The sequence below is a fragment of the Pseudoalteromonas sp. TAB23 genome (assembly GCF_000498075.1).
Classification (GTDB): Bacteria; Pseudomonadota; Gammaproteobacteria; order Enterobacterales; family Alteromonadaceae; genus Pseudoalteromonas; species Pseudoalteromonas arctica.
This window is the reverse complement of record NZ_AUTP01000128.1, coordinates 12,845-29,007: the sequence shown is the minus strand read 5'-3', so window position 1 is coordinate 29,007 and position 16,163 is coordinate 12,845. Positions and strand designations below refer to the sequence as shown.

General features: G+C 40.1%; 9 protein-coding genes and 2 pseudogenes. 10 read left to right on the top strand and 1 reads right to left on the bottom strand.

Annotated features, from left to right (window positions below; translation table 11 throughout):
- The first annotated feature begins 41 nt into the window (after positions 1 to 41).
- The 10 genes and pseudogenes from L654_RS1000000128645 to tldD all read left to right on the top strand — a co-directional run bounded on the left by L654_RS1000000128645 (position 42) and on the right by tldD (position 15,078).
- Positions 42 to 2,339 (top strand): DUF6701 domain-containing protein, encoded by a 2,298-nt coding sequence (locus L654_RS1000000128645; RefSeq protein ID WP_343223515.1) that lies wholly within the window; start codon positions 42 to 44, stop codon positions 2,337 to 2,339.
- A gap of 121 nt (positions 2,340 to 2,460) precedes the next feature.
- Positions 2,461 to 4,509, top strand: coding sequence for a formylglycine-generating enzyme family protein (locus tag L654_RS0104555; RefSeq protein ID WP_024607409.1), 2,049 nt, complete (start codon positions 2,461 to 2,463; stop codon positions 4,507 to 4,509).
- A 134-nt stretch (positions 4,510 to 4,643) separates the two neighbouring features.
- On the top strand, positions 4,644 to 5,687 hold the full coding sequence (locus L654_RS0104550; RefSeq protein ID WP_007586338.1) for a rod shape-determining protein: 1,044 nt from the start codon (positions 4,644 to 4,646) through the stop codon (positions 5,685 to 5,687).
- A complete protein-coding gene (gene mreC, locus L654_RS0104545; RefSeq protein ID WP_193371825.1) occupies positions 5,687 to 6,529 on the top strand; it encodes a rod shape-determining protein MreC in 843 nt (280 codons plus the stop codon). Before L654_RS0104550 ends, mreC begins: the two co-directional genes overlap by 1 nt.
- A complete protein-coding gene (gene mreD / locus L654_RS0104540; protein ID WP_007586341.1) occupies positions 6,522 to 7,001 on the top strand; it encodes a rod shape-determining protein MreD in 480 nt (159 codons plus the stop codon). Before mreC ends, mreD begins: the two co-directional genes overlap by 8 nt.
- On the top strand, positions 7,001 to 7,570 hold the full coding sequence (locus L654_RS0104535; protein WP_007586343.1) for a Maf family protein: 570 nt from the start codon (positions 7,001 to 7,003) through the stop codon (positions 7,568 to 7,570). The genes mreD and L654_RS0104535 overlap by 1 nt, the downstream gene beginning before the upstream one ends.
- 1 nt (position 7,571) lies before the next feature.
- Positions 7,572 to 8,956: pseudogene (locus L654_RS01000000125470) on the top strand (ribonuclease E/G).
- Positions 8,956 to 12,810 carry a YhdP family protein gene (locus L654_RS0104525; RefSeq protein WP_024607408.1) on the top strand — a complete coding sequence of 1,285 codons (3,855 nt, stop codon included), beginning with the start codon at positions 8,956 to 8,958 and terminating at the stop codon, positions 12,808 to 12,810. The pseudogene L654_RS01000000125470 and the gene L654_RS0104525 overlap by 1 nt, the downstream one beginning before the upstream one ends.
- Positions 12,807 to 13,646 carry a carbon-nitrogen hydrolase family protein gene (locus L654_RS0104520; protein WP_024607407.1) on the top strand — a complete coding sequence of 280 codons (840 nt, stop codon included), beginning with the start codon at positions 12,807 to 12,809 and terminating at the stop codon, positions 13,644 to 13,646. The genes L654_RS0104525 and L654_RS0104520 overlap by 4 nt, the downstream gene beginning before the upstream one ends.
- Positions 13,643 to 15,078 (top strand): annotated as a pseudogene (gene tldD, locus L654_RS01000000125465) (metalloprotease TldD). Before L654_RS0104520 ends, tldD begins: the two are co-directional and overlap by 4 nt.
- A gap of 240 nt (positions 15,079 to 15,318) precedes the next feature.
- Here the strand turns inward: tldD and L654_RS0104510 are convergent.
- Positions 15,319 to 16,155 (bottom strand): mechanosensitive ion channel family protein, encoded by an 837-nt coding sequence (locus tag L654_RS0104510; protein WP_024594472.1) that lies wholly within the window; start codon positions 16,153 to 16,155, stop codon positions 15,319 to 15,321.
- Positions 16,156 to 16,163: the final 8 nt, after the last annotated feature.

Below are 16,163 nucleotides of genomic sequence, written 5' to 3'. Positions count from 1 at the left end.
AACAAATATAGTAGTAGAAGCTGGCGCGTACTTGGCTATTTATGTGGATGGTGCGGNCAGCCGATGCAAATATTGCGGGCTATATTGTTGCAACTGGTGAGGTAAGAATCGCTCAAAATGTAACGTATCAGGGATCAATTACATCGGCTACTCAAATTATTACCGAAGGGAGTTCAACGTTTGACGCTCTACCAGTACCCGAAAGTATCCCTGGTTTTTGTGGTATTTATACACCAGAAACACTGGATCATTATCGTTTAACAATAAGCGATAACAAAGGTCTGACGTGTGAAGCTAAAGAAATGACACTAACAGCCTGCGCTAATGATGCCTGCGACTTATTATTTGCTGAGCCGTCTAGTTTAAACCTTTCTCCAGATAATAGTGGTCAGCAAAGTTGGGTTACGGGGGAGAATATTAATTTTACAGGATCAGCGGTTGTCGAATTTGCTAAACGCACCACAGGCAGTGTTACATTTGGATATAACACTGCTGATCCTTCTGCACCTCTTCGTTGTTATATCGGTGGTAATAATGTTGGTTTGAGTGGCTGTAAAGTTACGTTTTCTGATGCTGGATTTATTTTTAATAATGATACAGATGGAAATACTACAATTCCTACTCAGTTATCAGCAAAGCCTTCAAATACTGGATTTAATGCAAAAGCGCTATCTATCCAAGCGGTAAAAACAAATACCACTACGGGCGTATGCGAAGCTGCATTTCCCGCTGGTGGCGATGTAAGCTTAGATTTATCGTATACATGCAGTGCTGGTGCAAGTTGTTCTGATACGGTTTCACTTAGTAACAACAATAATACCTTTGCGGTCGAGCAAGCAGCTAAATCGTTCACGCTAAACTTTGATAGTGAGTCTAAAGCCCCGATTGTTATAAATTACCCCGATGCAGGAAAGTTGAGTTTAAATGTAAATACCAATTTAATTTTAGACCCACTAACTAATTTATCAGTAAATTTAACGGGTAGTTCAAATGAATATGTCGTAAAACCATTTGGATTAGCCATGGAAGTTGCAAGTGATGGTTATGCAGCAGATGCCAATGGGAGCTTATTTAGATTAACGGGCGAAGCATTCGATTTAAAAATGAATGCGGTGCAGTGGCAAACAGGGCAAGACACTAACAACGATGGTTTCCCAGACAACTACAGCAATATTACAAATAACAACATAGCTAAGCATTTTATTACAGAGCAACCGCTTGTAGAGGCATTACTTAAAGCGCCTACGCCAGGCATTCAAGGTACGCTTGAAGCGATGAGTACTGTTGCGTTTAGTGATACAGGTAGTTTGAGTGAATCTATATCGCAATATAATTACGACCAAGTTGGCATAATTGATTTAACAGCAGGCCTTCAAGATGCCGATTATTTTGGTGCGGGAGATGTAAAAGGTGAGCTATATAACGTTGGTCGTTTTGCACCTTCGCAGTTTCAGGTAGTGGGGGTTCAAGCCGCCGCGCAATGCACGCAATACGGCAGTAATTTAACTTATCTTGATCAACCTTTTGAACTTGGCTTTACAGTACAAGCACAAAATCAAAATGGTGAGCTAATGGCTAATTATAAAGAGGGCTTTGATAAGTCCAGTGTAGACGTTAATGCCGAAAATAATGAAGTAGGTAACTATGTACCTGCAACTAATTTTACTAGCCGCTTAGTAAACCTAGGAAATAACAACTGGGGAGATATAAGCGACGGCCAATGGCAAATGAGCCAACTCAACACGACACTTAAAAGATTAGGTGTAGGGCAAGCAGACGGACCGTTCGCTATGGTGAGCTTAATGGCAACGCTTTCTGACATAGAAGGGGCAACACTTATTGATGCAAATGATAAACCTAATACACAAACAGCATGCTCGGGTGGTTGTAATAGCGTACGACTAAATGCATTACCAATAGAGTTTAGATTTGGACGCTTAGTCCTTGGCAATAACGCAGGCTCCGATCTCGACCCTTTACTTATTCCTATGCAGGCTCAGTATTACAACGGCAGTGGATTTGTAAATAACACTGAAGATAACTGTAGTGTATTTGATCATACCCAAATCACTCAAATATCACCTAGCAGCCCACAATTAACCTATAAATATGGGACTGGTGTATCTGGCCAGCTAGAAGCGGGAGTGTATCCGGCAGATAACGGTATTTATGCACAGCCAAATGGTTTGGGTGAATTTACCTTAGAATATAATACTTATGGTTGGTTAAAGTGGGATTGGCAGGGCGATGGAACACAGCTTGATCCTCGTACTATTTTACAATTTGGACGCTTTAGAGGAAATGATCGGGTTATTTACTGGCGTGAAACACGCGAATAGTTGTAAACTAATATAATAATTGAACAAAGCTTGTGTTTTGTGCTGCAAGTACATAGCATAAGGCTTTAATTATAAAAAATAATAACGACCAAATAATTGCCGCTTTTTGGGACTGGAATATATGCGAATTACTCCTTTATCTCTGTTAATTTCAGCTAGTTTGTTAGCTAGTAGTGCATTTGCACAAGACACAGCTACAGTGACTGGAATTGACTCAGAGATTAGTGTTAAACAGACAGAATACGATAACTCGACAAGAATACTTGAAAAACATCTTAAAGAAGAAAGTCAGTTACAAAATCAATTAGAGCTACTTCGTTCTCGTTCTACAGAGCTAGATAAAGAAAAAAACCAAGCGCTCGATGCGATGAACGAAATGTACCGTCGTTTAATTGACGATCCCACAATTAATATTAGTGCGGCTCAATCACGCTATCAAAAAGCGGTGATTGATCATAAGCAAAATAAAGATGACATTTCTATGCAGTTGGCGGCAATTGCATCCCACCGTAAAGATATAGAACAAATTCGTGTTGCTAAGCATACGCTTTTAAATACATTAGAAAGTTTAAAAGAGCAGTTAACTACAGCCCGCGTAGAGCGTTTACGTAACGAGTTTACACGTGAAGGTACGCTTGAGGTTAACCACACTATTAACTGTAAGCGAACAGAAACGCTAGCAGCATGTGAGCAACGCGGTCAGCAAATGGGTCTACAAAAAGCAACTAAACGCTTTGTTGATCAAATTTTTGCAAATCTAACAGAAGAGCGCATTGTTGAGCCAAAACGTAATTTGGCGGGCGCTCAAGTACAAATATTAAGTAGCCATGTAGTTAACAGTGCATTTAGCGGCCAAGGTAATTACAACGTTAACTTAAGTGTAACTATGCGCGGCGAAGTTAATAGCAGCCGTTTATGTAGCTTATTAAGCATAGATAACCGCTATTGTTCTGAGTACGGCACGCCACTTACGGCTGCTTATCAACCAGCGTATAACAATACATTTACTGATAGTCAGTTAACATTCAGTAATAGCGCGGATAATAGCAACACGGTGTCGGTTTCTCGTTTAAATGAGCAGCCAGTACGTGATTATTCAGTTAAACCTGCATCGGTGAAAAAAGATTACCCTTCTATCCTTAATAAGAAGAAGGATCAATCAGTAGAGCTAACATTACGATCAAACGTATACGACGATGAAGTGTTTATCGATGGTGTAAGCTTTGGCTCAACACGCTTGATTACACGTTTACCGCCGGGCATTCATAACATTGAAATACGTAAACTTGGTTATAAACCTTATCAAGCACGTGTTGATTTGAATAAAGCGCAAACAATTAATGCAAATTTAGTAAAAAAGCCTAAGTCGATTGCTGCACCGACCTATACTCGAGAGCAACCAGAAGTAACAACACGCCAGGTTAGTGAAAACGTTAATGTATTAAATGCAAACGTTGAAACGCCGGTTGTCGTTATTCCTGCAGGCAAATTTAAAATGGGCGATATTAACGGCAATGGTTTAGCTAATGAACGTCCAGTAATTGAAAAAGCAATAGCAAATTCTTTCGCTATGCAAAGTAAAGAAGTAACCGTAGGTGCCTACGAAAAATTTGTAGCAAATACAGGTTATAAAACTCAAGCGGAAAAAAATAAAGGGTGTGCGTATTATTTAAATGGCGAACCAGTATGGGAAGCAAATTTAAATTGGCGTAATCCTGGTTTTGAGCAAGGCAGTGACTTTCCTGCTGTATGTTTAACTTATAACGATGCAAAAGCTTACGCTGAGTGGTTATCTGGTCAAACAGGACAGCAATTTCGTTTACCTAACGAAGTTGAGTGGGAATACGCAGCACGTGCAGGAACTGAAACAGAATACCCTTGGGGTAACGAAATTGGTAAAAACCTAGCTAACTGTGGTTGGTGTGGTAGTGAATGGTCAAACAGACGTGCATCACCAGTAGGTTCTTTTTCTCCAAATGCATTTGGATTATACGATACCGTAGGCAATGTATGGGAATGGACCGATAAAGAATCAGGTGAGTCTGATGTAGCAGTAAGAGGCGGAGCGTGGAACTTTGCACCAAGCCTTGCTCGTGCATCTACGCGTTTAATTTTAGCGCCTGATTTTAGATCTAACTACATTGGTTTTCGCTTAGTTCGCGAACGATAAAACTCAATTAAGGAAGCTTTGCTTCCTTTTTTCACAAATTCACAAAGGCGCTGCGCTTTATATTGCTCATATAGTTGAGCATGTTAAAGTGAGGCAGCTAATATAAGAACGTATTTCAAAGGTCATCCAGCCTCATGTTTAAAAAACTCCGTGGTATTTTTTCTAACGATCTATCGATCGACTTGGGTACAGCCAATACCCTAATTTATGTAAAAGACGAAGGCATTGTATTAAATGAACCTTCTGTTGTTGCTATCCGCCAAGAGCGTGCTGGTGGACCTAAAAGTGTTGCATCTGTAGGTACAGAAGCAAAGCTTATGTTAGGTCGTACACCGGGTAATATAAAAGCGATTCGTCCAATGAAAGACGGTGTTATTGCTGACTTTTTTGTAACAGAAAAAATGTTACAACACTTCATTAAACAAGTGCATAACAATAACTTTATGCGTCCAAGTCCACGTGTACTAATTTGTGTACCGTGTGGTGCTACTCAAGTAGAAAAACGTGCAATACGTGAATCTGCAATGGGTGCAGGTGCTCGTGAAGTTTACTTAATTGAAGAACCAATGGCAGCAGCTATTGGCGCAGGCTTACCAGTATCAGAAGCAACCGGTTCTATGGTTGTTGATATTGGTGGCGGTACAACTGAAGTTGCTATTATTTCACTTAACGGCGTTGTTTACTCATCATCTGTTCGTATTGGTGGTGATAAGTTTGACGAAGCTATCATTAATTATGTACGCCGTAACTTTGGTAGCTTAATTGGTGAAGCGACAGCTGAAAATATTAAGCATCAAATTGGTTCTGCGTTTAAAACTGATGAGCCAATCGAAATTGAAGTGCGCGGTCGTAACCTTGCTGAAGGTGTTCCGCGTTCATTCACACTTAACTCACACGAAATCCTAGAAGCTCTACAAGAGCCATTAATGGGTATTGTGAGTGCAGTAATGGTTGCGCTTGAGCAATCACCACCAGAGCTGGCATCAGATATTTCTGCACACGGTATGGTACTTACTGGCGGTGGCGCATTGTTAAAAGATTTAGACCGTTTATTAATGGAAGAAACGGGTATTCCGGTTGTTGTTGCTGATGATCCACTTACATGTGTTGCACGTGGTGGTGGTAAAGCACTTGAAATGATCGATGTTCATGGTGGTGACGTTTTTAGTTACGACTAATGAAATTAATGTTTGGACGCACAGTCTCTTTGCAACTGCGACTTTTTGTCGCAGTGCTTTTGAGTATCGCACTCATTGTTGGAGACAGATATACGCAAGGTGGTACCGTTGTTCGTACCAGCCTCAATACCTTAGTTAGCCCACTAATTTATGTTGCTAATTTACCCTACGAATTATTTAGCTTAAGTGCTAAAAGCCTGCATACACGAGAGCAACTTCTTACTGAAAATGAAGCGCTGAAAAAAAAGCAAATGCTACAAAGTGAGCAACTTCAGCAGTATCAATTTCTAGCCAGAGAAAATCAAAAACTACGCGCCTTATTAGGCTCATCTGCAAAGCAATCAAATCGTAAAATTATTGCTCAAGTACTTTCTGTGCATTCAAACCCGTATAGCCATCAAGTTGTTATAAATCGTGGTACCACCGATGGACTTAGTGAAAGCCAAGCCGTCATTGATGAGATGGGTGTAGTAGGGCAATTAACTAAAGTAGGGTCAACTACGTCACGCGTATTACTCATGACCGACACTACGCATGCCACACCTGTGCGTATACTGCGTAACGATGTGCGAACTGTTGTTGAGGGCATAGGTAAAATTAACGTCGTTAAGCTCTCTCACGTTCCGCACAGCTTAGATGTGCGAATTGGCGATGTACTTGTTACATCAGGATTAGGTGGCACATTCCCAGAGGGATACCCGGTGGCTGTAGTAACCGAAATAAACCGTGATGAAGGCCGCCCGTTTGCACAAGTTTTTGCAGAACCTATTGCGCAATTAGATCGCATTCGTTTGCTGGTTATTTTATGGCGTAATCAACAGGAGCAAATCAGCGATGATTAACCGTTATTCATTGTTAATTGCGCTAAGCATCTTTTTTGCTTTAATAATGGCATTAATGCCGCTCCCTTTTTCGTTTGAACCATTTAGACCTGACTGGGTTTTACTTGTACTTATGTATTGGTCGTTGGCAGTACCGCATCGTTTAAATATTGGTACTGCTTGGGTTGTTGGTTTATTAATAGATTTAGCATCTGGCTCACCGTTAGGTGTGAACTCGCTTACATTTTCAATATGTATATTTGTAACCGCGAGCAACTTTCAAAAAATTCGTAACTTTTCGCTTTGGCAACAGAGCTTATTAATTGGTTTGTTTTTAACGCTGTATCATTTAATGCAGTTTTGGCTAAATCACTTTTTGTTAGGGGTTTACTTTAATCCACAGTATTTATGGCCAGTAGCAACCGGAATGGTTAGTTGGTTTTGGGTGTTTTTACTACTTCGTAAATATCGCAGACATTTTAGGATCAGGTAATGACTACCGCAGTATATTTGGCATCAGCCTCTCCCCGTCGTAAAGAGTTATTAAGCCAATTAGGTGTCGAATTTACACAATTTAGTGTTGATGCAGATGAAAGCCCACTTCCAAACGAGCAACCTAGAGCACTTGTTGAGCGTTTAGCTCGCTTAAAAGCCCAAAGCGGTGTAGAGCTTGGATATACCGATCGCCCTGTACTTGGTAGTGATACCGTGGTTGTTATCGATAACGAATCACTGGGTAAACCTCGTGATAAAAACGATTTTATACACACATTAAAACGTTTATCAGGTAACACACATCAAGTACTTACCGCAGTAGCATTTGCGACGCAAAATGATGTGCTTAGCTGTGTTGTAAGCACAGATGTCACCTTTAAAACTTTAACTGATGAAGAAATAAATACCTACTGGGATTCTAATGAGCCACAAGATAAAGCTGGTGGCTACGGTATCCAAGGTTTAGGCGGCCGCTTTGTAACTCACATTGCGGGTAGCTATTTTTCTGTTGTAGGCTTACCTTTATATGAAACCGAACAATTATTAAAAACATTCTTAAGAAGGTAACATGAGTACAGAATTACTGATCAATGTCACACCGAGCGAAAGCCGTGTTGCCCTAATAGAAAACGGTGTACTGCAAGAAATACAGCTAGAGCGAATTGGTAATCTAGGTATTGTAGGCAATATTTACCTAGGAAAAATAAGCCGTGTACTTCCGGGTATGCAGGCTGCTTTTGTTGATATCGGCCTTGAAAAAGCAGCATTTTTGCATGCATCCGATATTGTAAATAGTGCCTCTATTGTTGAAGGCGTAGACGACGTACCAATAAAAAAAGTACAAGATATTAGAGAGTTAGTTCGTCAAGGCCAATACATTATGGTGCAAGTGGTAAAAGATCCGCTAGGCACTAAAGGTGCAAGACTCACCACTGATATAACTATTCCTTCTCGCTATTTAGTGTTTATGCCAGATGCGACCCATGTAGGGGTTAGTCAGCGTATTGAAACTGAAGAAGAACGCTCACGCCTTAAAAAAATAGTCGCAGAATATGGCGATGAAAATGGCAGCNGGCTCGTCGCAAAAAAACCAGTAAGGCCAGCATCCTTCACGAAGATTTAACGCTTGCCTTTAGAACCCTACGTGACTATGTAGGCGAAGATATGGAGCGCATTCGTGTTGACTCTAAACTTACTCATGAAGAGCTAAAGTTATTTACTGAAGAGTTTGTTCCACAACTGTCTCAAGTACTCGAATACTACCCAGGTGAGCGACCTATATTTGATTTGTTTGACGTTGAAAACGAAATTCAAAAAGCACTACATCGTAAAGTCACGCTAAAATCTGGTGGTTATATAATTATTGACCAAACAGAAGCAATGACGACTGTTGATGTTAATACTGGTGCATTTGTGGGACATCGTAATTTAGAAGAAACAATTTTTAATACCAACGTAGAAGCAACCTCTGCAATTGCTCGCCAGCTTAGGCTGCGTAATTTAGGCGGTATTATCATTATCGACTTTATCGATATGGTAAGTGAGGATCATAAGCGCCGAGTATTACATTCACTTGAATCAGCACTTGCAAAAGATCGCACTAAAACAAATATCAATGGGCTTTCAGCACTTGGGCTTGTTGAAATGACGCGTAAACGTACACGCGAAAGCTTAGAGCATATTTTATGTGATGTATGCCCTGCGTGTTCTGGTCGTGGTTCACAAAAAACAGTTGAAACGGTTTGCTACGAAATACTACGTGAAATAGTGCGTGTTAACCGAGCATACGCTGCCGATAAGTTTATGGTGTACGCAGCGCCTGCTGTGAGCGAAGCCTTACTAAACGATGAGTACCATAACCTTGCCGAGCTTGAACTATTTATTGGTAAGCAAGTCAATATTCAAACAGAGAGCTTATACAGCCAAGAACAGTTTGATGTGGTAATGATGTAATGAAAGCAAAAGCGGTCTGTTTTTTTTGTTTTAGAAAGTTATGGCAGACCTGCGCCATAATTTTGGTATTACTGGCCGTTATTGTTTCAATTTTAAAATATACCCTCCCGTATGCAAACGAATACAAAGGGAATATAGAAAGCTATTTACACGAAAAGTTTGAAATAAGCTTATCTATAGGTGAAATATCAGCTAGTTGGCAGGGCAGTGGTCCTGCATTAGTATTAGAGAATTTATCGTTTAAAGATAACGAAACTGCACCAATATCACTCACCATTGCTAAAACCAGCTTAGAGCTAAACTTATGGGAAAGCTTAAAAGCGCTGCAACTTAGATCTAATTATTTTGTTATTAATGGTTTTCATACCAGTGTAAATATCACCAACTTATTTAAAACCGGTGACGACGAAGTCTCTTTTGAGCAAAAAGAGCTAATTGAAGAACTGTTTTTGGGTAAAACGGGTCATTTTGCAATAGAAAATTCCAGTATTAACTTTGTTCTAGAAGACGGTAAAGAGCGTAAGTTACTCCTCAAAAATATTGTTTGGCAAAATGAAGATGAGCAGCATCTTGGTAGTGGGAGCTTAGCACTGCCGGGTATTTCGGTCGGTGATTTTGATGCGCGCATAGCACTCACTGGCGATACCCTAGAGCAAGTTGCGGGCGACATTTATGTGCAGGCTAACAAAGTCGATGTATCTAACTGGTTAGCGCAATATATAAATACGCAAAAGCAACAACTGCATAGCGATATTAATTTACAAGCGTGGCTAAAACTAGATAAAGGTTTTGTAAGCGATATAAAAATGCAGTGGCTACCAAGCTTTGTGCGTTGGCAGCGAGAAGAGCAAAGCCAACAAGTTAGCTTGAGTGAAGGTGGATTCCATCTATATCCCGAGCAAAATAGCTGGCACTTAAAAAGCACCGGTTTAACATTTAATAGTAACGATAAAGCATGGCCAAGTTTAGAGTTTGAAGCTCAATTAGGGGCGACAAATGAAGTGTGGCTCCATCAAGTTGATTTTGAATTACTGAGTAACCTAGCAGGGCTAAGTAATTTTAATGCACTTGAACCATTTTTAGAGCGCCAACCTAGCGGGCAAATAGATCAAGCTTATTTAAATTTTTCCAATGCACAGCAATGGCAATTATGGTTTGAGGCTGACAATATTGGTTGGCAAGAATTAAGATCAGTACCTGCAGCACAAGGACTTAGAGTAAATGGTTTACTTAATCAAAGTAGTGGTCGAATAAATTTATTTGGCGAAAATGGCACATTAGTTACAGGCGAAAGCTTTAGTAACGACATAAATTATAATCAGCTAAATGTAGAGCTAGATTTAGCTAAGCGAGATGATGGCTGGCATATAAGTAGTGACAATATATGGTTTGATAATGATGAAGTCACTCTTGCTGCAGAATTACAAATTAGTCTAACAGATGATCCTCGATTAGATCTTTACGCTGAAGCGTTCGCCCCAGATGCCAAAATTGCAGGTCATTATTTCCCATTAAAAGCAATGAGCCCTGAGCTCGTTAGCTATTTAAATGGCGCAATTAAAGGCGGAGAAATATCTAAAGCACAAGTCTTATTTGCAGGACCTTTATCGGGCTTTCCATTCACCGATGGTAGTGGCCAGTTTGGTGTATTAGCGCAAATAGACAACGCAACCTATGAGTTTGATCCTGATTGGCCTTTGGTCACCAATGCCGACGTACAGCTACATTTTGATAATGAGCGTATGGACATATATAGCCAGCAAGGTAAGTTGGTTAATTTAGATATTGGTAATAGTGTACAGGTAAGCATTGCAGATTTAATGCATGCTGATGAACTTATTGTGCAAATTGATAAAAAAGCACAAATGGAAAAGTTACATGACTTTTTTGCAGCGACACCTATTGCCAAACCTCTTGCTGAAATTTTTAAAGTTGTGCAGGGCAAAGGCGAAGCCGATGCCAGTATTGAGCTTTTAGTAGGCTCAAAGTTTAAAGGCGGAGCCAGTGTTAGCGGCAAGGTTAATTTAAATGACTTGCCAGTATTTATAGCAACACCAGGTATTGAGTTTAAAAATTTAACTGGCGAGCTTAATTTTAAAAACGACAATATCACACTTAAAAATGCGACTGCGAAATGGCTGGGTATGCCGCTAACTATTAATTACAGCAGTAAAAGTGATGCAAAAAATTACCAAGCAAACATAGATATAAACGCCAAAATTGACGCCGATACACTAATAGATAGTGGACAAGGTATATTAAAAAATTATTTAAGCGGGCAAAGTGATGTTGATATTGGCTTAGTACTTAACTTTACCGAGCAAGGCTTTAATTACCGTGCACAGGTAAACTCAGAACTACTTGGCTTAACGAGTAACTTACCCGCACCTTATAATAAAAATAGTGAACAAGTGTGGGCGCTTGATGCAATAGTACAAGGTGATGATATTTCTAATCTCATTACAGCAAACGCTAATCAACAGTTTTACTTTAATGCTATTTTAGAAAATGGTAAATCACAGTTTAGCAATGTCCATTTTGTGCTCGGAAAACAAGATTTAGGATTAAACCAAAAAGATTTAAGCGTAAATATAAATCTTGAACAGAGTGAATTAGCGCCTTGGTTTGAGCTGATTGATCAAATAATTAAAGCTGGTAAAGCAAACCCAGATCAAGAATCAAAAGGGATTATGCCACCGCTTAATGAGGTGGTCGCAAATATAGGTTTACTTGATGCGAGTAACATCATTTTTAATGATTTTGAAATGCGTTTAGCACCATCAAAAGACGATTTATACCTAAAGCTAAATGCTAAAGAACTTAGAGCTGGGGTTTTTATTCCTACATCACAGCCTAGCCAGCCCATACGAATTAATGCCGATTACTTAAGGCTTAATTTTGCACCGCACAATGAGCAAGCACTTGAAATAACAGATGTACTTCCTGAGAAAGACTTGAGCTGGCTTACTAAAATACCTGCTATTGAGTTTGAATGTAGTGATTGCAAAATTGACCGCTACCAACTTGATAAAGTGAGTGCGTCATTATTAGGAGATGGAGAGCGTTTATCAATATCAGAACTTGTAGTCGATAAAGGCGATCATGTACTGCGCACTAAAGGGCAGTGGCAAAATGGATTAACAACGCTAAGTGGCGAGCTTAAAAGTGATGACATAGGCGCACTGTTTGGTGAGTTTGATATAACCTCCGCGATTAAAGATTCAAAAGCCGATCTAAATTATGATCTTACTTGGCAAGCAGCACCTTATGATTTTGATGTGAAAAGTTTAAGTGGCGAGATAGCTTGGGATTTAGGAGAAGGTCACTTAACTGAAGTTAGCGATGGCGGGGCACGCGTATTTTCGTTACTGAGCCTTGATTCATTAGTACGCAAGCTGAAACTTGATTTTAGAGATGTATTTTCAAAGGGCTTTTTTTATAACAGCATGCAAGGCACTATGCAGTTAGAAAACGGTATTGCTTACACTAAAGATACCAAAATGGACGGTGTACCTGCCGATTTAACCATTAAAGGTTATGCAAATTTAAACACGCTTGATATAGATTATGACCTTGCTGTAGCGCCGCAGGTAACCTCGAGTATTCCGGTTATAGTTGCATGGATGGTAAACCCAGTAACAGGGCTTGCTGCCTTAGCAATTGATAAAGTTATTCATTCTGCGCGCGTCATCTCAGAGATCAACTTTAAAGTAACGGGTAAAATGAACGATCCCATTGTTCAAGAACTCGACAGAAAAAGTCGTGAAGTTACGCTTCCTCAAGCTGCGCAAAATCAGCCACAAGCATCAGTCGATTTAAAACTTAAAGATGCACAAGTAACAGTAACGCAATGAACAAAACTGAAATACTAAGCACTCCCACAATAGTTGCCCTGCAAATGTGTTCAGGGCTAAACCCTGATGACAACATAGCAAGCTTAAAGCGTGCACTTAAAACACTTCCAGCAACAAGACCATTACTTGTTTGTTTGCCTGAGGCTTTTTTAGTGTTTAGTAAAAGTGGTAACGATACGTTACGTGTTGCTAAGCAAGTTAAGCGATACAAACTACAACTTAGTGAATTGTGCCAACACCATAATATTTGGTTAAATGCAGGGACAATGCCTGAGCCATTTAACGAACATAAATATTATGCAGCATCGCACTTATATAATAATCAAGGCGAGCTGGTTGCAACGTATAACAAAATACATTTATTTGATGTAAACGTAGATGATCAAACAGGTAGCTATCGAGAGTCAGATTTTACCCAAGCAGGTAGCGATGTGGTTGTTGTTGATTCTCCCTTTGGTAAAATAGGCTTAACAGTATGTTATGATCTGCGCTTTAGTGGCTTATTCAACGAACTAGTACGCCAAGGCGCCGATATTATTTTAGTACCAAGTGCATTTACAGTCGTCACAGGACAAGCGCATTGGCAGCCATTATTAGCAGCTCGCGCAATAGAAACACAATGTTATGTAGTTGCAGCAGCTCAGTACGGTACACATGAAAATGGCCGACAAACATATGGCCACAGTATTATTATTTCGCCTTGGGGAAATATCCTGAGTGAATTGCCAACAGGCACCGGTTTTATAAGCTGCAACGCAGATTTAGACCAGTTACAAAAAATTAGACGAGATATGCCCGTGCAGTCTCATCAACGATTTAGAGAGCATTTATTATGAATTCGGTTGAACAGCATTTACTACACGACAGCCAGCTAAATAGAGAAGAGCTCGAAAAAACGCTCGCTTACATACATCAGCATAAAGTGGATTACGCCGATTTATATTTTCAATCAAGCCACCACGAATCATGGGTGCTTGAAGACGGCTTAGTTAAAGAAGGCTCTTATAACGTTGAACGTGGCGTTGGTGTACGTGCTGTAAGCGGCGAAAAAACAGGTTTCTCTTACTCTGATGCAATAAATCTCGAAGCGCTAAATAAAGCGGCAACAGCAGCACGTAGCATTGCAGATGCTGGCGAAGATAGAGCGATTAAAGTATTTAGTGATGTTAAAGCTAAAGAGCAGTTTGCACCGCACCAGCCAATTTCGAGTATGAGCGATACCGACAAGGTGAGCTTATTACGCGAACTCGAAAACTATATTCGTGAGCTAGCACCCGATGCAGAGCAAGTAATTAGCTCAATGTCAGCGGTTTACGAAGAAGTATTAATCGCAGCAAGTGATGGTACGTTTGCCACCGATATTCGCCCGCTTATTCGTTTAAACTGCTCAGTACTGCTTGAAAAAAATGGTCGCCGTGAACGCGGTGGCGCAGGTGGTGGTGCACGTTTAGATTATGGTTACTTTAAAGAGCTTGTTGACGGTAAACCGCGTTGGATGGAATTTGCTGAAGAAGCAGTACGCCAAGCTAAAGTAAATCTTGAGGCTATTGATGCCCCAGCAGGTACTATGGAAGTTGTACTTGGTAATGGTTGGCCTGGCGTGCTTTTACACGAAGCGGTAGGGCACGGACTTGAAGGCGACTTTAATCGTAAAGGCGCGTCTGCGTTTAGTGGTAAAGTGGGCCAAAAAGTAGCATCTGAGCTGTGTACAGTTGTTGATGATGGCACAATGGCTGATCGCCGTGGCTCACTTAATGTAGATGACGAAGGCACACCAGCCGCTTACAACGTACTTATCGAAAACGGTATTTTAAAAGGCTATATGCAAGATAAGCTAAACGCGCGTTTAATGGGTGTAAGCCCTACAGGTAACGCACGCCGTGAGTCGTATGCACATTTACCAATGCCTCGCATGACTAATACCTACATGTTAGGTGGTGAGCACAGCCAAGNATTATCAGCTCAGTAAAAAAAGGTGTATTCGCGCCTAACTTTGGCGGCGGACAAGTTGATATAACGTCAGGTAAGTTTGTATTTAGCGCATCAGAAGCGTATTTAATCGAAAATGGTAAAATTACCCAACCAATTAAAGGCGCAACGCTTATTGGTAATGGCCCAGAAGTAATGCAGCAAATATCTATGGTTGGTAACGACTTAGCACTTGATAAAGGTGTTGGTGTTTGTGGTAAAGATGGTCAAAGCGTACCGGTAGGCGTAGGCCAACCAAGCCTTAAAATTGATCAGTTAACAGTCGGTGGTACAGCTTAAATATTACTCAAGCGCGAAGTAAATTCGCACCTATATGCTTGATGTTTATTGTAGGTGAGGTTTTACACCTCGCTTTTTACTTTTAAGCTGGGCTCTATGCGCGAAGTAAATTCGCACCTACGTGCTTGATGTTTATTGTAGGAGAGGTTTTACACCTCGCTTTTTAAATACAGACTTAGAAATAGAGCGCGAAATAAATTCGCACCTACGGTTTGTATTTTTACTTTGTGTAGGCGAGGTTTAGGCTTCTCCTTCATCCTCTTTATTTTTTTCAGCCTCTTTGTACCATAACGCAAAAAAGCATTCTGTTAATTTGTGCTCTATCTCAAGCGCTTTTTCTGTTGGGCAAAACAAGGTAAAGCTTGCTTTAAATTCACCTAAATCGGTTGTACCAAAGTGAATTACCGGTTCTGGGCCAGATATTTTTGCATCAAGTTTGCGCTCAATCATCGAATTATAACGGCTTGCTACTTCTTGAAACTCTTCGCAGTACAGTTTAGCTTGCTCAGTCAATGTGTCGTGAATAGGGTACGGGTTAAAGCTCTCTCTTCGGACAATAATAAAATGATGTGTAACAAAGCGTTTTACAAAGTTTAAGTTTTTAATAGAACTGGTAATCAGCTTATTATTAGGTATGTATATGGTTTTTCTAGAAAATTGATAAGTGTGTATATCAATTTCATGCATGGTTGTTTTAATCCAATCAGTTTCAGCTACTTCACCAAAGTAATCACCTACTTGTATCCAATCACCGACTCTAAACGGGCGGGTTGTTACGAGGTAAAAAAAGCCTATTACACACTGAATAAACTCACGCGTTGCAAGCACAATCGCCACAGCAAAAGCAGCAATAGAAAGTGCAAAGTTTTGAATTTCGGTAGACCACACAAACAGCAGCGATATCATCATTACAAAATTAATAAAATGCTTAATATTGTGTGCGATATAACGAATATCTTTTTCTTTTTTTTCTGCGCGATTTTTAGCCAGCTTATCAACAAGTACTTTTAGTACAAATGCAATTGTGATCATTACAATTGAAAGAAGAAACGGATGCAGCAATATATCTTTAGTCATAATATCCA